We start from the raw sequence: 21,865 nt of genomic DNA on the forward strand, positions 1-21,865 counted from the left end.
AATTTCATCAGCCCATTCTTTTCTAAGAAAAAAGTAATACCAAGCAGTAGCAATAACATCGCGTTTCCGATCCAAATATTACTATGAAAAAACTTGAAAACTCAACCAGGAAATCAACAGCCCCACTCCGAGATATACAGAGATCTTGAGCATCTTATAAGGTATGGGATAATACTTCTGACCCCAGTAAAGTGAAAAAGCGATCATGACTAGATATACTACTGTTGTTGATAAAACAGCACCAACATAGGAATAAGTTGGGATAAGCCACACATTTAGCATAATTGTAATTAGCGCTCCTATGCCCGAAATATAAATAGCGTAACGTGTTTGATCCGTCAACTTATACCAAATCGATAAATTCATATATATTCCTAGTAGCACATAATTGAATAAAAGAATTGGGACAATTTTAAGCCCAGTCCAGTATGTTGCGACCTCTTTTTCATTACCCTTGATAAAATATTTCAGCCAATCCAGATTGACTGTCAATCCAACCATTGCGATAACCATAAGGATAACAAAATACTCCATGATTAGTGCATAGGTTTTCGATGCGTTCTGGTTTTTTGAATATGAAAAGAAGAAAGGTTCTGCCCCTAGTCTAAAAGCTGTAACAAATAAGCTTAAAAATACGGCCAATTTAGCAACTGCACCATATATACCTAAATCATCTTTCCCCGCCTCCCTGGTACCAATTTCAGAAAGAACATTTTGTCTAGATTCTCATTAATAATAAATGAAATATTAGCGACTAGAATTGGGAAGCTATACTTCAACATTTCATTCATTAATCTTTTATCTAGGCTGAATCGGAAAGTTAACAATTCCGGCAGTAATAGAATTAATGTAACAATACTTGCGAAAAGATTGGAAATAAAGACATAACCTATCCAACCTTCTTTGAACCATGTTCCAGCAAAATCAGCCCAAAAAGTATATTTATGTACCCAATCCGGCAAGAACAAAATAAAGAACAAATTTGAAATCACGGTAATACCAATATTGACAAATTTCAGCGCACTATACTTATAAGGTCTCCCCTCGGCACGCAATTTTGTAAATGGTATGACAGCAAGCGCATCCGCAACGAGAATAAATGCGAAGTATTTAATATATTGCTCATAAAGAGACACATCTCCACCATCCGCGAACCACGAAGCAATGGGTCTTGTGAAAACAAATACAGACAACAGTAATAATCCGGCGGTAATTAAAGTAATAAAGAAGCTATTATTGTAAACTTTATTCTTATTCTGTGGTTCAACTTTCTGTAAATACCGGAAATAAGTTGTCTCCATTCCAAATGCTAGAATAGCATTCAGCATGGACATCCACGCATAAAAATTAGAATAAATTCCATAAATCGCTGCATCTTTGAATTTACGGAGATAGAGCGGTGTCATCAGGAATCCTATCATTCTTGAAACGATAGTAGTCACACCATAGATAACGGTATCGCTGAGAAATTTCTTTATTGTTGACACTAGGCTTGGGATTGGACTCTTTTAATCACTTCAAAATTAGAAAAGCCCTTCAGCTCGCCTTCCTCAACTTCAACAGCTTCAACAGTTGCATCCTCTGGACCTTCCTGGCAGAAGTCCATCATTGAATCGAGTGCAAAATCGTCACCTTCAGCTTCAATATAGACAGATCCATCTTTTTGATTGACAACAAAGCCTTTTACACCAACCTGATCTGCAACAGCTTTGGCCGTCAATCGAAAAGACTCCTGTACTTTACCCCTTATTGAAATATTCAAATGTTTCATAAGAGCAAAAGTACAGAAGTTTTTGTGGAATTAAATACTATGCTAAACGTTTGATTTTAACTTTATCTGTCAAACGCATGTGTTCCATACCTTGGAGCAAAACAACTCCCGGCTTTTTACCTACTTCCAGAGATCCATATTTATCTTGGATATTCAACGCAACAGCCCCGTTGATTGTAGCCCATTGAATGGTTTGCAAGAAATCCAAATCTTCGAAATGTTCATGCAATGCTTTCAACTCTTCCAATACTGAAAGCGTATCGTTCGATGCCAAACTATCCGTTCCGATAACTAAGGGTTGTCCAGCATTTATAAAATTATGAATCTTAGGTAAAGCACCCTCGATATATAAATTTGCTTTCGGACACAAACACCACACAACATCCCGATCCATACGCTCCACAAAATCCAAATCTTTTAATGAAGTATACGTATTATGAACTAACAACAACTTATTCGGATAAGGCAAATAAGGTAAATAAGACTGGATCGAATTCCGGGCCTGCGCTTTAATAGAATCTGCATTTTTCCCGATACTCTTATAGAAGTCCAGGAACTCACCTGTCTTGTATCTAAACAATTTATTCTCTTCATCACTCTCCTGATTATGAATACTAATGATGTTCGTCTCAGGGACAGCTTTTTTGAATTTTTGAAAAGAGCTTTTGAACAGGAATAAGGTGCATGTGGTGTAATCGACACATGGCCATTTCTGAATTCTTGCGTCAACGATTTTGCTTCTTTTAATTTAAAATCAGCTTCCTCAGGTTCAACACCAATGACTTCCACAAACGTATGATAAAGTATTTGCGATTCCTCTTTCAGTGTAGAAGAGTTATCTGTATTCGCATGATCGCCCACAGCTACAATACCATTTTCATACATCTCTTTATCCGCCTTTGCCATTGCATCATCCATTTTCTTCATTGAAGCACTACGTGAAGTCATCACCTGACTCAAGAAATTCGGCAGACCGGTACCTTTGGGTACTACACCTTTCATATGTGACAATTCAAGATGGCAATGGGCGTTGATAAAACCTGGAATAATAACGCCATCATACCTTTCGATCTTGACCTTATCATTCAAAGTAAACGATGCGGGTTCGTAAATACCCTGAATTACCCCTCTTCATCTACCGCTACAATACCATCTTTTATTGGCATCGAAGTGATCGGTAGAATATAATTTGCGCTTAAATATTTTAACATTTTATCTCCTCACTCTCAAATTAGTAATTAAAAATTTTTGACCGATATGAATACATACTAACAGTAGAAAACTCTATGCCAAGGTACCTAAAAAGAACAATAAATACCAAAAACAAGCCTAAACGTAAAACTTTAAACCATAAGGAAATTTTAACAAATTTTTAACTAGCTTGGCTTTTTGTCAAAAACACATCATGTTATACCATTCCGATTTTAATGTATATATTCGCACCATCGAATAGGGGTGCCTTGTTTTGTCAAAAACACAAATAAGGGCTGAGATTATACCCAACAGATTAAGTTCTGTGCACCTGATCCAGGTAATGCTGGCGGAGGGAGAGGTTAGTTAAATAGAACGATCATAGTGACCCCTTTCTATGATTTGTTTAACTTAAACAAAATACATCAACATGATCAAATTTTTGATTTGTAGCGCTTTAGCTACTGTTTCTATCCAAATTGCTGTTGCTCAGCACAATTTGACGATTAAGACCGTAGACAAGAACACACAAAGGCCGCTACAAAATGCATCAGTATCCCTGGATGGACAGGCTTCTTTTACAACCAAATCGGACAAAGATGGTCTGATCAAATTGTATAATATCCAGAAAGGGAAGCATTCCGTTCAAGTTTCTTTTATAGGATATCATACTTGGACCCAAAACCTGAACATTGAGCGCGACATGCAATTGACGGTCCAACTTGATCCGAAAACAATTCGTACAGAAGAAGTACTCGTTGTATCTACCAGAGCCAAAAAGAATGCCCCAACAACATTCAAGAATATCTCAAAAGAAGAGATTTCCAGAAACAATCTAGGGCAAGATATCCCTATCTATTGAATCAAACACCTTCTGTCCAGGTCAACTCCGATGCAGGGGCCGGCATAGGATATACAAACATGACCATTCGTGGATCTGACAACCAGCGCATCAACGTAACGCTTAATGGAATCCCACTAAATGATGCTGAAAGCATGGGCTCATTCTTTGTCAATCTTCCTGATTTCGCATCATCTACCGAAAGCATTCAAGTGCAACGAGGGATTGGAACCTCGACAAATGGTGCTGGTTCCTTCGGTGCTTCCTTAAATATTCAATCCAATACCTTAGCCGAAAAACCCTATGTTGAGCTCAATAATTCTTTCGGTTCTTATAATACCTGGAAAAATACCGTAAAGCTCGGAACCGGTTTGATCAACGACAAATTTGCTTTCAATGCGCGGTTATCTAGGATTAGCAGTGACGGTTATATTGAAAGAGCTTCTTCAGATTTACAATCCTTTTATATCGATGGAGGCTACTATGGAAAGAAACATATTTTAAAAGGGATCGTATTTTGGGAAAAGAGAAAACCTACCAGGCCTGGAACGGTGTACCAGAGCCCTTGATTACTGGAGACAGATCCCGTATGGATGATTATGCAGATAATGGTTTATATATATCGGGGACAGAAAAAGACCGTTTTATGAATGCTGGGCGAAACTATAACCTTTATACGTACAAAAACCAAACGGATAACTATACCCAAAAGCATCACCAACTTCATTACACCAATATCCTCAGTGATAAACTCACATTGAATACCGCCTTACATTATACAAGAGGTTATGGCTACTATGAGGAGATGAGACCGGGGATAAATTAAGTAAATATGGACTGCCAGACGTCATTATTGGTCAAGATACCATCAAAAAAACAGATCTAGTCCGTAGAAGATGGTTAGATAATTATTTCTACGGCATGACCTATGCCTTTAATTACAAACCCAACGATCAGCTTGAAATTATATGGGGCGGTGCATACAACCAATATCGAGGAAAGCACTATGGAGAGGTAATCTGGGCTCAATATGCTTCGACAGGATTTATAGACGACAAATATTATTTTGGTAAATCGCAGAAAAATGACTTCAGCAATTTCTTAAAAGTGGATTACAAATTGGATAAATGGATCCTAATGGCTGACGTGCAATACCGAAATGTAGACTACCGCATGTATGGCGATGATGATAAGGTCAAAAATTACAATTACCACCCAAAATTCAATTTTCTAAATCCCAAAGCAGGAGCAACCTACCTGTTAAATGACCATGCAAATATCTATGCTTCTTATGCCTTTGCGCAAAAAGAACCTGTCCGCAAAGATTTCATAGAGAAAAAACAGCAAACTTCCAGATCCAACGCCAGAAAAAATGCAGGATATCGAAATCGGGTATAGATTCAACAACACTAAATTTGAATTTGGATTGAATGGATATGGCATGTTTTATAAAGACCAATTGATCCCAACAGGTGAGATCAGTGATACTGGTTCTCCTATCCGCCAAAATGTGAAAAACAGCTATAGAATCGGGTTGGAATTTGACGGAACCTGGAACATCAGTAAGCAATTGAACTGGAAGGCGACGGCCAGCTTCAGTCAAAACAGAATTAAGAATTTCGAAGAAATTGTGAAAGATATCAATGGTGTCAGCCCCGATACCAAAATTTTCTATTCGAAGACGGACATCGCGCTTTCCCCAGGAACTATACTCTCCAGTAACTTTGCCTACAGTCCTATTGAGGTGCTCACATTTTCTTTGCTATCCAAATATGTTGGACGACAATATCTTGATAATTCATCCGCAAAAGAAAGAAGTATTTCTTCTTATTTTGTCAACAATTTGTTGGCGAATTATAGCTTCACCGCGTTAGGCATCAAAAACATCAATGCAACTTTACAGATCAACAACATCCTGAACGAAAAGTATGAAACCAATGGCTACACCTTTGGTGGGATGGACGGCGATACCCGAAAATATTACAATTTCTACTTCCCACAGGCACCTACAAATTTTATGTTAGGCCTGAATATCAAATTCTAACAATTAAGATCCTGTATATATAAAAGCCACCTTATCTATTTAAGATAAGGTGGCTTTTCATTTTGGCACCAATAAATGCTAGATTGGATCGTGTTTGACGATGGGAATTTTTAACTTTGGTTTTATACTTTTCATTATGCGTGCAGTAATACAACGGGTAAAACATGCTTCCTGTACAGTAGACGAACAGATCACCGGCCAGATTCAAAAAGGTTTAGTGATCCTATTGGGAATAGAAGAAGCCGATACAATTGAAGACTTAAAATGGTTGGGACAAAATTCGTTAACCTACGGATTTTTGAAGATGAGCAGGGACTAATGAATAAATCTATACTGGATATCGGTGGTAATATCTTACTGATTTCTCAGTTCACCTTATTCGCCCAGACAAAAAAGGAAATAGGCCATCATTTATTCGCGCGGCCAAACCTGACACCGCTAAACCGCTGTATGAAGAAATGGCCAAATTGCTTTCTCAACTGATCGATCAGCCTGTTCAGCTCGGCGTATTTGGAGCTGACATGAAAATCAATCTATTGAATGATGGTCCCGTTACCATCATTATGGATACAAAAGATAAGGACAATTTTTAAACTACTTAATCCGAAAAAATGACAATCAAAGAAGCACAAGAAGTAATTGATAAATGGATCAATACAACGGGGATACGCTATTTCAATGAGCTGACAAATACTGCCATGCTTATGGAAGAAGTTGGCGAAGTGGCTCGGATCATGGCCAGACAATACGGTGAACAGTCTTTCAAAAAATCAGATAAAGAGGTTAATCTGGCTGATGAAATGGCCGATGTATTGTTTGTCTTAATGTGTCTTGCAAATCAAACGGGGATCGACCTGACCGAAGCATTGGAAAAGAACCTGCAAAAGAAATCTATCCGGGATGCAGACCGTCATAAAAACAATGAAAATTAAAATAACACCTTTGTGTTTCAGAGGTATACAAGGTTCAATATTAATCTTACGCACAATTTTAGAGCAGATATTATGAATAAACTATTTATTTATTCGCTAATAGGAAGTTTGCTATTCGCTTCATGTTCCAATACCCGCATGCAGCTTGACGCATATAAAACTAACCCCGAGACATTCAACAAAGCGGCAGTGGTAACAGCACACCCAATAGCTTCGGAAGTTGGTGTCATGGTGCTAAAAAAGGGGAAATGCCATTGATGCTGCCGTTGCGGTGCAGTTTGCCCTCGCTGTAGTATATCCAAATGCAGGAAATATTGGTGGCGGTGGTTTTATGCTATATCGCAACAATAAGGGGCAGTACGACGCACTAGACTTTCGGGAAACCGCTCCTAAACAGGCTCATCGGGATATGTACCTGGATGCACAAAAGAATGTTATCCCTGATTTGAGCCTATACAGTGCGCTCGCATCGGGTGTGCCCGGTTCTGTCGCCGGTATTTGGGACGCCCATCAGAAATATGGGAAACTAGCCTGGAAAGAATTGCTCTTACCCGCAATCGAACTTGCGCGAAAAGGTTTCAAGATCAGTGAAAGGCAGGCCCGCGAGTTTGAAAGCCATAAAGAGCGATTTGTGAAGCTGAATCCCACTGGTGCCGCAATTATCAAAAATACAACCTGGAAAACTGGTGACCTATTTGTACAAGAAGATCTAGCTAATACTATCGAAAGAATCGCTAATGAAGGACGTGACGGCTTCTATAAAGGAAAAACCGCCGATCTGCTCATTGCAGAAATGAATAAAGGTAAAGGGATCATTACCCATGAGGATCTAACGAGCTATAAGGCAGTCTGGCGTGCCCCGATTGCATCGAGCTATAGAGGACACAAGGTTGTTTCTATGCCTCCACCATCGAGCGGCGGAACCTCCCTACTGGCCTTATTAAAGTCGGTTGAACAATTCCCACTTCAGCGCTGGGGATTCCAGAGGGACTCCACCATACGTGTCATCGTTGAAGCAGAACGCTATGTGTATGCAAATAGAGCAAAGTATTTAGGAGATCCTGATTTTATCAACGTCCCTGTACAACAACTGATAGATTCCACAACAAATGCCACTAAACTGAATCCGTTTAATTTCCATCAGGCAACATTGAGTAAAAACGTCAATTCAGATGTTATTCCAGGATACGAAAGTGAACAAACAACTCATTTCAATATTGTTGATGAGCAGGGAAATGCAGTTTCTATCACCACCACGCTCAATGATTCTTATGGATCTGGTGTTATCGTAGATGGCGCAGGATTTTTATTAAACAATGAAATGGACGATTTCTCAATAAAGACCGGTGTACCTAATATGTATGGTCTGACAGGAGAAAAGGCAAATGAAATTCAGCCTGGGAAAAGAATGTTGAGTTCAATGACACCTACTATTCTAGAAAAGGATGGTAAACTATTTATGGTGGTGGGGACACCCGGGGATCAACTATTATCACTTCCGTTTTCCAAACCATATTAAATGTGATTGACTTTGGACAAAATGCACAATCTGCTGTCAGTTCGCCCCGATTCCATCACCAGTGGTTACCTGACCGCATTGATGTTGAGCAAGGTGCGATTGACACAAAAACAGGACAAATTGACAAAAGATGGCTATGTGATAAATCCAAGAGGAACAATAGGACGTGTAGAAAATATTCTTATCCTTCCAAACGGCAAATTGCAGACCGGTGCCGATCCTCGTGGAGATGATACGGCAAAAGGATATTAAACATCAAATAAAAAGGCTCAGCTGGAATCCCAGATGAGCCTTTTTTATATCTGATAGTTTGGATGATCTTACATCATTCCACCCATACCGCCACCCATTGGAGGAGCACCAGCACCTACAGGATTTTCTTCAGCCTCGTCAGCCAATACACACTCTGTTGTCAACAACATTGAAGCAACTGAAGCAGCATTTTCCAAAGCAATACGAGATACTTTAGTCGGGTCAATTACACCTGCTGCGATTAAGTTTTCGTAACGGTCTGTACGTGCGTTGTAACCAAAGTCAGCAGTACCTTCTTTTACTTTTTGAACGATCACTGCACCTTCGATACCTGCGTTATTACAGATTTGACGCAAAGGCTCTTCGATAGCACGTTTGATAATATCAATACCGATTTGCTCATCTTCGTTTTCACCTTTAAGGCTTACCAAAGCTTCAGTAGCGCGGATAAATGCAACACCACCACCAGCAACGATACCTTCTTCAACTGCAGCACGAGTCGCATGTAAAGCATCATCAACGCGGTCTTTTTCTCTTTCATTTCTACCTCAGTAGTAGCACCGACGTACAATACAGCAACACCACCTGACAATTTTGCCAAACGCTCTTGTAATTTCTCGCGATCGTAGTCAGAAGTAGTTGTTTCGATTTGTGAACGGATTTGAGCAACGCGAGCTTTGATGTCATCTACGTTACCACCACCGTTGATAATTGTTGTATTATCTTTGTCAACTTGAACTTTTTCAGCTTGACCTAAATAAGACAACTCCGCATTCTCCAATTTGAAACCTCTTTCTTCGGAGATTACAGTACCACCAGTTAAGATAGCGATATCTTCTAACATCGCTTTACGACGGTCACCAAAACCTGGAGCTTTTACAGCTGCCACTTTCAGTGAACCGCGGATTTTATTAACAACTAATGTTGCAAGAGCTTCACCATCTAAATCTTCAGCAATGATCAACAATGGTTTACCAGTTTGAACTTGTTTTTCCAAGATAGGCAACAACTCTTTCATGTTGCTGATTTTCTTATCGTAGATCAAAATGTAAGGGTTATCTAATTCCGCTTCCATTTTGTCAGAGTTTGTAACAAAGTATGGCGATAGATATCCACGGTCAAATTGCATACCTTCTACAGTTTTCACTTCTGTTTCAGTACCTTTTGCTTCTTCAACAGTGATAACACCATCGTTACCAACTTTTTCCATTGCCTGCGCAATCAAAGAACCGATGATCTCGTCGTTATTCGCGGAGATCGCTGCTACTTGTTTAATTTTGTTGTTGTCTTGACCAACTACTTGAGATTGAGATTTCAAGTTAGCAACAACAGCTGCCACAGCTTTGTCAATACCACGTTTTAAATCCATTGGATTAGCACCTGCAGCTACAGATTTGATACCTGGAGCAACGATTGCTTGTGCCAATACAGTAGCCGTAGTTGTACCATCACCCGCTTGATCAGCAGTTTTAGAAGCAACTTCTTTTACCATTTGCGCACCCATATTTTCCAAAGCATCTTTCAATTCGATTTCTTTCGCAACTGAAACACCATCTTTAGTAATTACTGGTGCACCGAATTTCTTCTCAATAATTACGTTACGTCCTTTAGGACCCAATGTTACTTTAACAGCATTAGCTAAAGTGTCTACACCTTTTTAAGGGCCTCACGAGCCTCAACGTTATATTTTACTTGTTTTGCCATTTTTTTAGTATTGAGTATTGAGATATTGGTAGTGAGACTCTAATGTTAAAAGTCTGCAACTACGGACTGCCTCAATCTTTTAAATTTTAACTTTGTAATTTAGACTTTTTAATCGCTTAGATAACAGCGTAAATATCAGACTCACGCATAATTAAGTACTCTTTTCCTTCGTAAGTAATTTCAGTACCTGCATATTTACCATATAATACTTTGTCACCTACTTTTACAGTTAACGGCTCGTCAACTTTACCAGTACCTACAGCAACTACTGTACCTTGAGATGGTTTTTCTTTTGCTGTATCGGGAATATATAACCCTGAAGCTGTTTTTTCTTCTGCTGGAGCAGCTTCTACTACTACTCTATCTCCGATAGGTTGGATACTTAATGCCATAATTAATTTACTTTTTATCTGTTATTGAATTTATTTTTATGTTATAATCGTTATAAACACATCATCTTTTATGCCAATTGTAAATAAGATGATGTATAAGACAATTTTTCACCGAAAACTTAACATGTTCACAAATAAAAGCACATTTTGCTGTCACACTGTCACTGTTTGTCTGACATCCTTACAAAACTCTGTTTACCTTCCCGACCATACTTCGATAGGTAGACTGACAAACGGCGTATAACAAAAAGGCCTCGTCTAAATTGTAGACGAGGCCTTTTGAATTTCTTTGTTCGCAACTATTTCTTAGCTTCTTCAGTTGGCTTAGCTGCTGGCGTTGTCGCCGGAGTTTTTGATCTGATTGCGCTGGAGCAGCTTGCTCTTGTCCTGCTGGAGCACCTGCAGGTTTCTGTGCTGGCGTACCCAAGTTCAAAGGTCCTTGTTGTTGTACTGGGGCTTCAATTTGACCACCCAAACCACCTTTAGATGTACTTGGTGATGATCCCATAATGTTAACACCCAAACTAAAAATCATAATAGCAATCACCATGATCCATGTACCTTTTTCCAAAAAGTCTCCTGTACGTTTTACGCCCATTAGGTTTGTTCCACCGGAAAAACCAGATGATAAACCACCACCTTTTGGATTTTGGATTAAAACCAAAAATGCTAAAATAATACTAGCTAATATGATAAGACCAATTAATAATCCTTGCATCTCTTTATGTAATTAATTTAATTTCTTTTCTAATTCTGTTATGCGTGCCGCAAAGTAAGCATTTTTTTCTGGATATTTCAAAACTAATTTTTCGTAAACCTCTATTGCTTTAGGATATAAACCCTGTTCGGTATATATTTTTGCAAGGGTCTCGGTCACTAGTGAATGTTGATCTTCTGAGCTTTTTCTCGCTTTATTCTCTAAATCCAATTTTTCAGCCTGCAACGGTTGGATTATAGGCTCTTCACGGATAAATTTCTCAATCACCTCATCCGTTTTGCGCGGAATCTGGAAAGAGATTGTTGTTTTCACCTCGTCGCTGAGTTTTGCCTCTGGTGATTGCAGGTGGAAAATATTTTCTCGAATCTGTTGATCCAATAGCTGGCTATCCAATTTTTCATGGATCTTTGCAATATCATCATTTGAGGGTGTCATTGGGCGCAATGGTGAATTTACATAAGGTTGGTATGTTTCAGCATACTCAAGCCTCGTCTTATGCAACCACCATAAAAAGCTATAAGGCATTGTATCATCATCATAAACTGTGACACGCTCCTGCGTATCCTCCAATGGCCGAACAGCAAGTTCAGAGTGAGCTGGCTCAACAGTTTCAGTTGACTCGATAATGGTGGCCTGTTGTTTTGCTTCACGCGAGCGAAAATAATCCTGCGCTACACCTGCTTGAATCAAACGGTCCAATTCATCTGTCTTCTCCACCTCTTCAACCTCAGTTTCCTCCTGTTCAACCTCAGTATCTACCGCCACTACTTCCTCAACGACTATACCTTCCGACAACCCATCCTCAATTTTCTCATCAAGAATGATATCTTCCAATTGGATTTCTTTTACTGCCACCATTGACCTGCTATGCATAAATTCGTACAACCAGTTTGGAGACGAAGCATACAGCAATGCAGACGATAAATTCTGAACAGGCTTGCTTTCACTAAAAACTTTACGTTCATATATAAATCGCAAACTTTGCGCATAGGGATATTTTTCAATCAAAGCCAAAATTACATCTTCATCAATAGACTCCGGATGATTGATTGCTCGAAAGAAAAGGTCGTTATTCGATAGTGGCATAGTAATATTCATCTTGGAACAGGATTACCAGTTAGCAAATGCCTTATTATAAATATCCTCTGTCAACATTTGGATAATTTCCTTACCCAAGGTCTCCTCCTGTGCACTCTGAAGATTTCCCGCGAACTCTTTGAAACGTGTAAAAGGTTGCTCAAAGTCGTCTTTAGGATTGAGCTTATTATGATAGGAGACTTTAATTGTAATCGTCATTCTATTCATCGCAGCGCGGTCTGTTCCTGCTTCAACGGCGGCTGGACTGATTGTATAGTCTGTAATGAACCCTTCAAAAGTAGCATCACCATCTTGGTTGACCTGGCTTAATCGGGATTGGTTTCGAATACGTTCCTTTAATGCCTCTGTAAAATTCTGGCTTAAAGTCGGATAAACCAAAGGTGCGATATTTTCGAAATATTGAATATTGACGGTCTTCATTCCTTCTGGAATGGATCCTCCTGTAAATCCATATTTCACACCACAACTATTCATGATGAATAGAAAAGCGGTTGTGAGAAAGGTATATAAAATTCTTCTTGACAACATGTGCAAAACCTTAGTCTAAATTTAAGTCTTTAATTTTCCGATACAAAGTTCTTTCGGAAATTCCCAATTCTTGTGCTGCAGCTTTCCGTTTCCCGCGATGTTTTTTCAAGGCTTTTTGATCAGATCCGACTCCTTATCTACCAAAGACAAAGACTCTTCCACCTCTTGTGCATCTTGCAGATAATCGTCCTGCGCAACAGGGTTCTTCAATACATTTGCGGTATTATTATTATTCGGCGAATGTATCGTCAAGGTTGGCGCGATACCGTATCCTTCGGTATCGGATTTTATCTGTGGTTCAATTTCCTGATAGAGCTGATTGATATAAGGAGAATTTTGATCGAATGTAGAAGAATCCACACCTTTCTGGATCAACTCGACTACGAGCTTTTTCAGATCGACCATATCTTTCTTCATATCGAAAAGTACCTTATACAGGAGGTCTCTTTCGGAGAAATCTTCTTTGCGTTATTATTGGATGTAACTATAGCTGGTAGACTCGTACGTGATTCATTTGGCAAATAGTTTTGTAGTGTATGCGCGTCAACAATACGTTCCTTCTCTAAAACGGCAATTTGTTCGGCAACATTTTTCAATTGACGCACATTACCTGGCCAGTTATAATTACGTAGCATATTTTGTGCATCTTCAGTCAGCTGCACACCAGGGGAGCGATATTTTTCCGAAAAATCAACAATAAACTTGCGGAACAATAAATTGATGTCTTCGGGACGTTCTCTGAGTGAAGGCACACGCAGAGGAACGGTATTTAGACGATAATATAAATCCTCCCTAAATTTACCTTTTGAACAGCTTCAAACATATTGACGTTTGTCGCAGCAACCACACGCACATTGGTTTTTTGAACCTTTGATGATCCCACACGAATATACTCCCCAGATTCCAAAACACGAAGTAATCGAGCTTGTGTACCCAAAGGTAACTCTCCGACCTCGTCCAAGAAAATTGTCCCGCCATCAACTACTTCAAAATAGCCCTTACGCGCTTCATGTGCTCCGGTAAAGGAACCTTTCTCATGTCCGAATAATTCAGAGTCTATTGTTCCCTCCGGTATTGCCCCACAGTTGACCGCTATAAATGGTCCATGCTTACGGGAACTCAATTGATGGATAATATGCGAAAAAACTTCTTTACCACTACCGCTTTCACCTTGTATTAATACAGAAATATCAGTTGGAGCCACCTGCCGGGCAATATCAATCGCCCGATTTAACAACGGTGAATTACCGATGATTCCAAACCTATTTTTATATCTTGATTATCCATAAATTTCCAGTTGGAAATAAATTTATATTAAGTTTTCTTAATCAACAATTTTACCGAGCAAGGTCGCTGACGTACATGATTCCACAAGCACATTAACATAATCCCCTTGTTTGTAACGCGGGTCTATAGGAAACACAACCAAGGCATTCTGATCATTACGACCACAGAAATCAAACTCAGATCTTTTCGAAAACCTTCTATCAGAACTTTACAAACTTTTCCAATAAAATGTTGGTAACGATATAAGCTATGGTCACGTTGTTTGTTGATAACCTCAGTCAAACGGCGTTTTTGACATCTTCAGGAATATCATCTTCATAGCGCTTCGCAGCTAATGTACCTGGTCTTTCAGAATAAGCAAACATGTATGCAAAGTCATATTTCACATAATCCATCATCGACAAGGTTTCCTGATGTTCTGCTTCCGTTTCTGTACAGAATCCTGTAATAACGTCAGTAGAAATCGCACAATCTGGAATAATTTTACGGATAGCATCTACACGTTCCATATACCACTCACGGTCGTAAGTACGATTCATAAGCTCTAATACCCTCGAATTCCCGGATTGTACTGGCAAATGGATATAGTTACAAACATTTTCATGTGATGCGATGGCATACAAAACTTCATCCGTGATATCTTTTGGATGTGAAGTCGAAAACGAACCCGTAAAAGTGGGCTCACCTCCGCAACCATCGTCAATAATTTAGCAAACGTTACCGTCTCACCAGGAGTTTCTCCTTCTGCAACTGGCGCCGTATGTTTATAAGAATCCACATTTTGCCCCAATAAGGTTACCTCTTTATATCCAGCGTTGAATAGGTCTTGCGCTTCTTTCACAATAGATTGTGGGTCGCGGCTACGCTCACGTCCCCTGGTGAAAGGAACCACACAAAACGAACACATGTTATCACAACCACGCATGATTGAAATAAAGGCCGTTACACCATTTGAATTTAACCGAACGGGATTAATATCAGCATAAGTCTCCTCACGTGAAAGCAATACATTCACTGCTTTTGCACCGTCATCTACCTTATCAATTAAGTTAGGAAGATCGCGATACGCATCAGGACCTACCACAACATCAACTAATTTTTCTTCCTCCAGAAACTTCGATTTTAAGCGCTCAGCCATACAGCCAAGTACACCGACGATCATTCCAGGATTTCTGGTCTTTGCCGCCTCAAATTCTTTCAGTCGATTACGAACACGCTGCTCTGCATTCTCACGGATTGAACAGGTGTTAATAAAGACAACATCAGCTTCCTGATAATTTTTGTCGTCTCAAAACCCTTATCCAACAAAATAGAAGCAACGATCTCACTATCCGAGAAGTTCATTTGACAACCGTAACTTTCTATATACAGTTTCCGTCCATTACTGATCTTTGGATCTTGTTCCAATAACAATGCCTCACCCTGACGAGATTCGTCGTGTTCCTTAGTTGTATGTGTTAAATCTAGCATAGCTCAATTTTCAAAGACTACAAAGTTAGAAATTAAAATCCATATAATGACAGTTTGTCAGCCAGAAATATGGTTTATACTTTGTCAAATTTCTGAAGTAAATAATTTATCTCAGCGGGGTCTGCTGGGATATTTCACAAAAAAGGCGCGGATAGAATCCACGCCTTCTGTTATTTTCGAAATTCAACAAACTCGACATTTAGAAGAGTCAAATATATCTACCCACAAAGGAGTGATTAGCTTGTTATTGACCAGCTTGTTGTTTTGCTTCTTTCTTCATTTGGTCACCAGCAACGATAACGATCTCTACGCGACGGTTTTGGGCACGTCCAGATTCTGTGTCATTACTTGCAATTGGCTCAGAGAAGTTTCTTCCTTCAGTTTTAATACGTGAAGAAGATAAACCTTTAGATACTGCAAATGCACGTACCGAATTTGCACGGTCCAAAGAAACTTTGTCATTTGCAGCTAGCGTTCCCACGTTATCTGTGTGTCCAATAACTAAAATTTCTGTCCCTTGCTCCTTATTTAATGTTGCAACTAAATTTGCAATATTATCCTTTGCAGATGTTTTTAAATCAGATTTATTGAAATCAAACAAGATACCTGAATCAAATTTCACAACAATACCTTCTGCAGATTGAGTCACCTCAGCACCTTCTACGGTTTTAGAAATCTCAGCAGCTTGTTTATCCATTTTCTTACCGATCAATACACCCGCTGCACCACCGATTGCCGCACCTGCTAATGTACCAATAGCCGTATTACCAGCCTTACCACCAATTAATGCACCTAAAGCACCACCCGCAACACCACCGATCACACCACCTTTAGTCGTATTATTTGTATTTTGGATTGTAGAACAACTTCCAAATAACATAGCCGAGGTTGCAACAGTCAAACCAAATACAGCTAATTTTCTATTCATTTTCATATCTATCTAAGACTTTTAATATTCAAATTAAATTACTGTTCATGTTAAAATCAAACAAAGTGCCAAAAGCATCCTTTTTAACTTTTTGTTACCATACTCCAAAAAAGCATCACAACGTTGATAAATGAAGACGATAAGCTACAAATAATCTTGACGGTCAATGTTCACAAGAACTAACAGCATAAAATGAAAAATGTTTTATTTCTCTTGGGTCTTAACTTCAATATCAGGCAACAATGACCCTTTTGGACGTCCTTTTGCTTCAAAATCCGCTAAAGATTGCTGTACATAATTCATCAAATCATATTGGCCCCAATGTTCAGCTAGATCAAATGAGGACGATAACGTATCATGAACGCATCTAGATCAGCACTATCCAATTTCGTTAATTTCTGGACAGCTGCCCTTGAAAAGATACGGTCTACCTGCAATTCCTCCTTTTCCCGGTCCATAAAGCGTCCAAAGCGTTTCGCATTTTCGCCTCACGTCCAAAAAGATTATAAAGTGCAGTAGCAGGACTACCTAAATAGGTTCCAAATTTATTTTTCCCGCCATTATAGACCCCTTTTTTGAATAATTCCCCATGGCATCATTCAACTCGGCTTCCTTAGACTTTCGTTCTACAATGACTGTTTCAAGCTTAATTCCCTCCTGCATCTCAATATAGAATTCATTCAGGTTTGTCAAAACAGTCTTTACAGGTGAAAATCCAACTTTAGTGAAAGAAAGAGAATCTCCCACAGAGGCATCTATGGTGAACACCCCAAAAGAGTTTGTCAATGCTGATCTACTCGTGCGCAAATTCAGGACCACCACATCGCCAATTCTATTGGCAGTTCCCTTGCATCACCATACCTGACACTTTCTGTATATGTTGGGCCTTTGCACCGAATGCCGTCAAAAGCAATATCAAGATGCCTAATAGCCCTCCTATGTGTATTCTTCTCATTGGAATATATTGTTTTATTACGCTAGTTTTCTCAGGCATTTATCTCGCCATTAGCGTCTTTTGAAAGCTATAATGTAATATCAACGACTCTAAATCCAAACGACCTGATTCTCCAGTCTGCTCATTATATCTTTTTGAATCCATCATGCTTTCAACCTATTTCGCTAAAAATAGTAATAGTTTGACAATTGTATTGTTAAAAAAGTTTAAATATTCCTTCTCTATTTATAGGGATAGAAAACAAAATTGGCACCCTCAGCAACAACGACAAACAAACACATATAATCCTTCGCAGATTTATAATTCTGAATAAAAGCAGCTTTACGATCCTCCTGAATAATATCCAATTCGACAAATTCCTCCAAAGTAGAGGCATTGATTGTCCAATTAGTTTCCAGATCCACACGATCTAAAATCACTTCCCCTACGGAAACCTCATGTTGATGTGCTACAAAAATCGGATAGGAAGAATAGCCTTCCTCTATAATCTCCATCGAAACTTCGGATCGACTCACTATAAAAATCAAGATCTACCTGCAAACTTTTCAACGGGCTCTGCCCAGTTGATTGCGCTTCCTCATTTCTGGCTCCGCCCGAAAATAAATCCTCTACTTCCATAATATTATGATTTTTTTAGTTCCAATAGAACGACATTTTCTACGTGCTGTGTATGCGGGAACATATCCACAGGCTTAATACGTTTTACATCGTATTTTTCTGCCAATAAAACTAGATCTCTCGCCTGTGTTGCTGCATTACAACTCACGTAAACAATTTTGGAGACTCCATTTCCAATAACCGGGCCACAACATCCGCATGCATACCTGCTCTTGGCGGATCCGTAATCACGACATCCGGTTTACCATGCTCAGCAATAAAAGATGGTATCAACACATCTTTCATATCCCCAGCGTAAAACTTCGTATTGTTGATATTATTGATCGCAGAATTGACCTTTGCATCTTCAATTGCCGTAGGTACGTACTCAACTCAATCACTTCTTTGCTTTCTTAGCAACAAAATTCGCAATTGTACCAGCTCCTGTATATAAGTCATAAACCAACTCATCCCCTTTTAGATCCGCAAAATCACGTGTGATCTTATAGAGTTCATATGCTTGCGCAGAATTGGTCTGATAAAATGATTTAGGTCCGACCTTATAGCGAAGACCTTCCATCTCCTCATAAATAAAATCCCGCCCTGCATACACGTGAATATCTTGATCAAAAATGGTATCGTTGCGCTTTTGATTCACAATATAAAGGAGTGAAGCGATCTTCGGATATTTTTCATTGATGAAGTCCATCAACAATTCCACTTGTCCTTCTTCTGGGTAGGCAAAAACCACAATGACCATCATCTCCCCAGTAGAAGAAATACGGATAATCAGATTTCGCAATACCCTGTATGTTCACGAAGGTCATAGAAGGTCATCCCCTTGCTTAATGCAAAGTCACGTATGGTATTTCGTACCTCATTGGAAGGATCTTCCTGAAGAAAACAGTGATCGATATCTAAGATTTTATCAAAACGTCCAGGTACATGGAAGCCCAAAGCATTCATTTCCAATTGCGAGGAATCTTCATCAACAGAGGTCAACCATTTCTTATTGGAAAATGTATATTCTAATTTGTTTCTATAATACTCCGTTTGTGCCGATCCCAAAATATCTTCCATGGAAGAAGTATCAACTTTCCCAATACGGGATAAAGCATTATCAACAGATTGTTGCTTGAATTTCAATTGGGCTTCATAGCTCATGTGTTGCCATTTACAACCACCACAAACACCGAAATGCTCGCAAAAAGGATCAACGCGATAAGTAGAAGCTTCTTTTAAACTCGTCACCCGAGCTTCAGCAAAATTCTTCTTCTTGCGCATTAACTCCACATCCACAACATCACCGGGGACAGCTTTTTCGACAAACAAAACCAAATCATCAGTTTTACCTACACCTCTACCTTCTTCGGCAATATCAATGATTGCAATATCTTTCAAGAACTTTTTTTTCTTGCGGAATTCTTCTACTCATAGTTTGCAAAAATACAATTTTTTATAATGATTTTCCACTGACCCACATGGTCTTAAAAAAGACCTTTTGCACATCACAATAATCCATTTCCAACAATCCGATTTACCCAATATTCAAAATGATTAAAGCGAGATCAAAGGCCATCAGTTTATCCGCCTAAACTCCAAAAGGCGAAGAAAACTGTAAATAATCGCATTAAAATCGTTATGTTCTTATCAGCACCACAGCTATGAAAATCGACTAAAAGTTCTTTCTGCCAATAAACTGAGCCCGGCAAGCTCCTTGATTCCTAATGAAAAATATGAATCAATAAAAAATAGATAATTCAGAAAAAAATTGAAGAGCATTTAAAAGTGGATAACCGAGGGGCAATAGACAAATAAGACCTAGCCTCGCCTAAAGTATAGTTGCCTGCACGAGATAAGGAAGAATCTCCTTTTGAAAAGAAATGAAATTTTTACGCACATCAGCATCCGAAACGGCCGTAAAAGCAAAGGAGAACACAATGCTCTTACTTGATTTGATCAGAAATGTCAGTTTTCCTCACTGATCGCCTCATTAATCTTTTCATTCTGAATAAATGTGCTCAAAAGCAGAAATTCCAAATCTTCAGATAGTGTTTTTAGATATTCCTGTGCATTGGCAGATTCACGAATAAATTCCCAGCCAATCAACTCATTACATGCGGTATAGGTCAGTCGGCTGACACGAAGAATGGTAGAAGCCAAAAAAGAGGCCATATCATCCTCATATTTTGTTGTCTTTAAGATCTCCAACAAACTTGCCCGCAGATAATCCATCAAGATAGCATGCAAAATCATCTCCTTACTATCAAAATATTTATAAACAGTCGCTTTAGCGATCTTAGCTTTTTTGCTAGGGTGTTTACACTGGTTTTATGATAACCATTTTGACGAAAAAGTTCCCGTGCTGTTCTTTTTATGGATTCAATGATATGATCTGGTTCCATATTCTTCAGATAAGACTACCACACATCACACTATTTCCAATTCCTGAACAGAACAAGATGTGTTTGGAGAGTGGTAATAGTGTGATGGTTTCAATAGTCTTTATTAGCATTGATTTATATTAATTCAGTCTCAAACTGAGCTAAGAAGCGCGAATCATTTTCAGAGAAAAGTCGCAAATCTTTGATCACATATTTAAGGTTTGTGATCCGTTCGATACCCATACCGAAGGCAAAACCTGAATACTTTTTACTGTCGATTCCGCAATTTTCAAGTACATTAGGATCTACCATCCCACAACCTAAAATCTCTACCCAACCCGAATATTTACAAAGATTACATCCTGCACCTTTACAGATCGTACAAGAAATATCCATCTCCGCAGAAGGTTCTGTAAAAGGGAAATAAGAAGGACGGAAACGCACTTTAGTTCCCTCGCCATACATTTCTTGAACAAAATGATATAAGGTCTGCTTCAAATCAGCAAACGAAACATTTTCATCCACATATAATCCTTCTACCTGATGAAAGAAACAATGCGCGCGGGCAGAAATGGCTTCGTTCCGATACACTCGTCCGGGCATAATCGCACGGAAAGGTGGTTTACCAGCTTCCATCAGACGAACCTGAACAGAAGATGTATGCGTTCTTAGTGTAATATCGTTACCTTCTTGCTTTTTGATAAAGAATGTATCTTGCATATCACGCGCTGGATGCTCAGGAGGAAAATTCAACGCAGAGAAATTGTGCCAATCATCTTCAATCTCTGGCCCCTCAGAAACGATAAAGCCGAGCTTTTTAAAGATCTCAACGATTTCCTTGCGTACCAATGAGATCGGATGTCTAGACCCCAATTGAAATCCATTACCAGGCAACGTCAAATCACCTTCCATTTGTTGGGATTTCTGCTTCTCACCGGAACCAAATTTCTCTTGTGCTTCCTTGAATGTATTTTCTGCCAACTGCTTAAATTCATTCAGTACTTTCCCAAAGTACGTTTTTCTTCAGGAGTTACTGTTTTGAATTCATCAAAAGATTTTTCACAATCCCTTTGGAAACCAAAAACTTCAATCTGAAATTTTCTACATCGGCTGAAGAAGATGGCACAAACGCCTTAATTTCTTCAGTATACTGCGTAATTTTATCTTGCAACATAATTACGACAAACATAGCCAAAATTTCCGCCAAAAAGAAATTTTAGCGATCTCTCAACTCGTGTCAAAAGCGTATCTGTA

The 21,865-nt window shown here is 39.0% G+C and carries 20 protein-coding genes, 8 pseudogenes and 1 riboswitch; of the genes and pseudogenes, 9 read left to right on the forward strand and 19 right to left on the reverse strand.

Going from position 1 to position 21,865, the window contains the following annotated elements; all coding sequences use genetic code 11:
- Window positions 1-81 precede the first annotated feature (81 nt).
- Genes KUH03_RS16135 through KUH03_RS16155 form a run of 5 tightly spaced genes read right to left on the reverse strand, consistent with a single transcriptional unit; the run spans window position 82 to window position 2,860 of the window.
- Complete coding sequence (locus tag KUH03_RS16135; protein WP_257094760.1) at window positions 82-642, reverse strand: lipopolysaccharide biosynthesis protein; 561 nt, start codon at window positions 640-642, stop codon at window positions 82-84.
- Window positions 643-665: 23 nt separating this feature from the next.
- Window positions 666-1,487 carry a lipopolysaccharide biosynthesis protein gene (locus KUH03_RS16140; RefSeq protein WP_257094762.1) on the reverse strand — a complete coding sequence of 274 codons (822 nt, stop codon included), beginning with the start codon at window positions 1,485-1,487 and terminating at the stop codon, window positions 666-668.
- Window positions 1,487-1,771 (reverse strand): acylphosphatase, encoded by a 285-nt coding sequence (locus tag KUH03_RS16145; protein WP_257094764.1) that lies wholly within the window; start codon window positions 1,769-1,771, stop codon window positions 1,487-1,489. Before KUH03_RS16145 ends, KUH03_RS16140 begins: the two co-directional genes overlap by 1 nt.
- Window positions 1,772-1,808: 37 nt before the next feature.
- The gene (locus KUH03_RS16150) at window positions 1,809-2,222 is read right to left on the reverse strand and encodes an amidohydrolase family protein (RefSeq protein ID WP_257094766.1); all 414 of its coding nucleotides are present in this window, start codon (window positions 2,220-2,222) and stop codon (window positions 1,809-1,811) included.
- On the reverse strand, window positions 2,213-2,860 hold the full coding sequence (locus KUH03_RS16155; protein WP_257094768.1) for an amidohydrolase family protein: 648 nt from the start codon (window positions 2,858-2,860) through the stop codon (window positions 2,213-2,215). The genes KUH03_RS16150 and KUH03_RS16155 overlap by 10 nt, the downstream gene beginning before the upstream one ends.
- A gap of 352 nt (window positions 2,861-3,212) precedes the next feature.
- Window positions 3,213-3,338: riboswitch (TPP riboswitch) on the forward strand.
- A 54-nt stretch (window positions 3,339-3,392) separates the two neighbouring features.
- Here KUH03_RS16155 and KUH03_RS16160 point away from each other — a divergent pair.
- The 9 genes and pseudogenes from KUH03_RS16160 (at window position 3,393) to ggt (ending at window position 8,531) form a co-directional block, all read left to right on the forward strand.
- Window positions 3,393-3,824: a carboxypeptidase-like regulatory domain-containing protein gene (locus tag KUH03_RS16160; RefSeq protein ID WP_257094770.1), complete on the forward strand. Its 432-nt coding sequence runs from the start codon at window positions 3,393-3,395 to the stop codon at window positions 3,822-3,824.
- Window positions 3,758-4,372 (forward strand): Plug domain-containing protein, encoded by a 615-nt coding sequence (locus tag KUH03_RS16165; protein WP_257097034.1) that lies wholly within the window; start codon window positions 3,758-3,760, stop codon window positions 4,370-4,372. The genes KUH03_RS16160 and KUH03_RS16165 overlap by 67 nt, the downstream gene beginning before the upstream one ends.
- A complete protein-coding gene (locus tag KUH03_RS16170; protein WP_257094773.1) occupies window positions 4,369-4,629 on the forward strand; it encodes a hypothetical protein in 261 nt (86 codons plus the stop codon). Before KUH03_RS16165 ends, KUH03_RS16170 begins: the two co-directional genes overlap by 4 nt.
- A 95-nt stretch (window positions 4,630-4,724) precedes the next feature.
- Window positions 4,725-5,201 (forward strand): TonB-dependent receptor domain-containing protein, encoded by a 477-nt coding sequence (locus tag KUH03_RS16175; protein WP_257094774.1) that lies wholly within the window; start codon window positions 4,725-4,727, stop codon window positions 5,199-5,201.
- The gene (locus KUH03_RS16180; protein WP_257094783.1) at window positions 5,176-5,847 is read left to right on the forward strand and encodes a TonB-dependent receptor domain-containing protein; all 672 of its coding nucleotides are present in this window, start codon (window positions 5,176-5,178) and stop codon (window positions 5,845-5,847) included. The genes KUH03_RS16175 and KUH03_RS16180 overlap by 26 nt, the downstream gene beginning before the upstream one ends.
- Window positions 5,848-5,983: 136 nt before the next feature.
- Window positions 5,984-6,440, forward strand: a pseudogene (gene dtd / locus KUH03_RS16185) (D-aminoacyl-tRNA deacylase).
- Window positions 6,441-6,458: 18 nt separating this feature from the next.
- The gene (locus KUH03_RS16190; protein WP_257094785.1) at window positions 6,459-6,779 is read left to right on the forward strand and encodes a nucleotide pyrophosphohydrolase; all 321 of its coding nucleotides are present in this window, start codon (window positions 6,459-6,461) and stop codon (window positions 6,777-6,779) included.
- A gap of 72 nt (window positions 6,780-6,851) precedes the next feature.
- A complete protein-coding gene (locus tag KUH03_RS46010) occupies window positions 6,852-7,037 on the forward strand; it encodes a hypothetical protein (RefSeq protein WP_306429604.1) in 186 nt (61 codons plus the stop codon).
- Window positions 7,038-7,050: 13 nt separating this feature from the next.
- Window positions 7,051-8,531 (forward strand): annotated as a pseudogene (gene ggt / locus KUH03_RS16195) (gamma-glutamyltransferase).
- 87 nt (window positions 8,532-8,618) lie between these two features.
- On the opposite strand, the pseudogene groL reads toward ggt, so the two are convergent.
- The 14 genes and pseudogenes from groL to pheS form a co-directional block, all read right to left on the reverse strand.
- Window positions 8,619-10,254 (reverse strand): annotated as a pseudogene (gene groL / locus KUH03_RS16200) (chaperonin GroEL).
- 116 nt (window positions 10,255-10,370) lie between these two features.
- Window positions 10,371-10,646, reverse strand: a complete 276-nt coding sequence (gene groES / locus KUH03_RS16205; protein WP_088160030.1) for a co-chaperone GroES — start codon at window positions 10,644-10,646, stop codon at window positions 10,371-10,373.
- A 181-nt stretch (window positions 10,647-10,827) separates the two neighbouring features.
- Window positions 10,828-11,364 carry a preprotein translocase subunit SecG gene (gene secG / locus KUH03_RS16210; RefSeq protein ID WP_257094787.1) on the reverse strand — a complete coding sequence of 179 codons (537 nt, stop codon included), beginning with the start codon at window positions 11,362-11,364 and terminating at the stop codon, window positions 10,828-10,830.
- A gap of 12 nt (window positions 11,365-11,376) precedes the next feature.
- Window positions 11,377-12,450: a hypothetical protein gene (locus KUH03_RS16215; RefSeq protein ID WP_257094789.1), complete on the reverse strand. Its 1,074-nt coding sequence runs from the start codon at window positions 12,448-12,450 to the stop codon at window positions 11,377-11,379.
- 24 nt (window positions 12,451-12,474) lie between these two features.
- Complete coding sequence (locus KUH03_RS16220; protein ID WP_257094792.1) at window positions 12,475-12,936, reverse strand: LptE family protein; 462 nt, start codon at window positions 12,934-12,936, stop codon at window positions 12,475-12,477.
- A 64-nt stretch (window positions 12,937-13,000) separates the two neighbouring features.
- Window positions 13,001-14,277, reverse strand: a pseudogene (locus tag KUH03_RS16225) (sigma-54 interaction domain-containing protein).
- Between the two features lie 37 nt (window positions 14,278-14,314).
- Window positions 14,315-15,747 (reverse strand): annotated as a pseudogene (miaB, locus tag KUH03_RS16230) (tRNA (N6-isopentenyl adenosine(37)-C2)-methylthiotransferase MiaB).
- Window positions 15,748-15,991: 244 nt separating this feature from the next.
- A complete protein-coding gene (locus KUH03_RS16235) occupies window positions 15,992-16,675 on the reverse strand; it encodes an OmpA family protein (RefSeq protein WP_373564737.1) in 684 nt (227 codons plus the stop codon).
- Window positions 16,676-17,004: 329 nt separating this feature from the next.
- A complete protein-coding gene (locus KUH03_RS16240; protein ID WP_257094797.1) occupies window positions 17,005-17,133 on the reverse strand; it encodes a hypothetical protein in 129 nt (42 codons plus the stop codon).
- A gap of 70 nt (window positions 17,134-17,203) precedes the next feature.
- The gene (locus tag KUH03_RS16245) at window positions 17,204-17,497 is read right to left on the reverse strand and encodes a hypothetical protein (RefSeq protein WP_257094799.1); all 294 of its coding nucleotides are present in this window, start codon (window positions 17,495-17,497) and stop codon (window positions 17,204-17,206) included.
- 354 nt (window positions 17,498-17,851) lie between these two features.
- Window positions 17,852-18,124: a hypothetical protein gene (locus KUH03_RS16250; RefSeq protein WP_306429605.1), complete on the reverse strand. Its 273-nt coding sequence runs from the start codon at window positions 18,122-18,124 to the stop codon at window positions 17,852-17,854.
- Between the two features lie 128 nt (window positions 18,125-18,252).
- Window positions 18,253-19,662, reverse strand: a pseudogene (gene rlmD / locus KUH03_RS16255) (23S rRNA (uracil(1939)-C(5))-methyltransferase RlmD).
- A 396-nt stretch (window positions 19,663-20,058) separates the two neighbouring features.
- Window positions 20,059-20,632, reverse strand: a pseudogene (locus tag KUH03_RS16260) (TetR/AcrR family transcriptional regulator).
- 114 nt (window positions 20,633-20,746) lie between these two features.
- Window positions 20,747-21,785, reverse strand: a pseudogene (gene pheS, locus KUH03_RS16265) (phenylalanine--tRNA ligase subunit alpha).
- Between the last annotated feature and the right edge of the window lie 80 nt (window positions 21,786-21,865).

This window comes from Sphingobacterium sp. E70 (assembly GCF_019285695.1).
In the GTDB taxonomy this organism is placed as follows: Bacteria; Bacteroidota; Bacteroidia; order Sphingobacteriales; family Sphingobacteriaceae; genus Sphingobacterium; species Sphingobacterium detergens.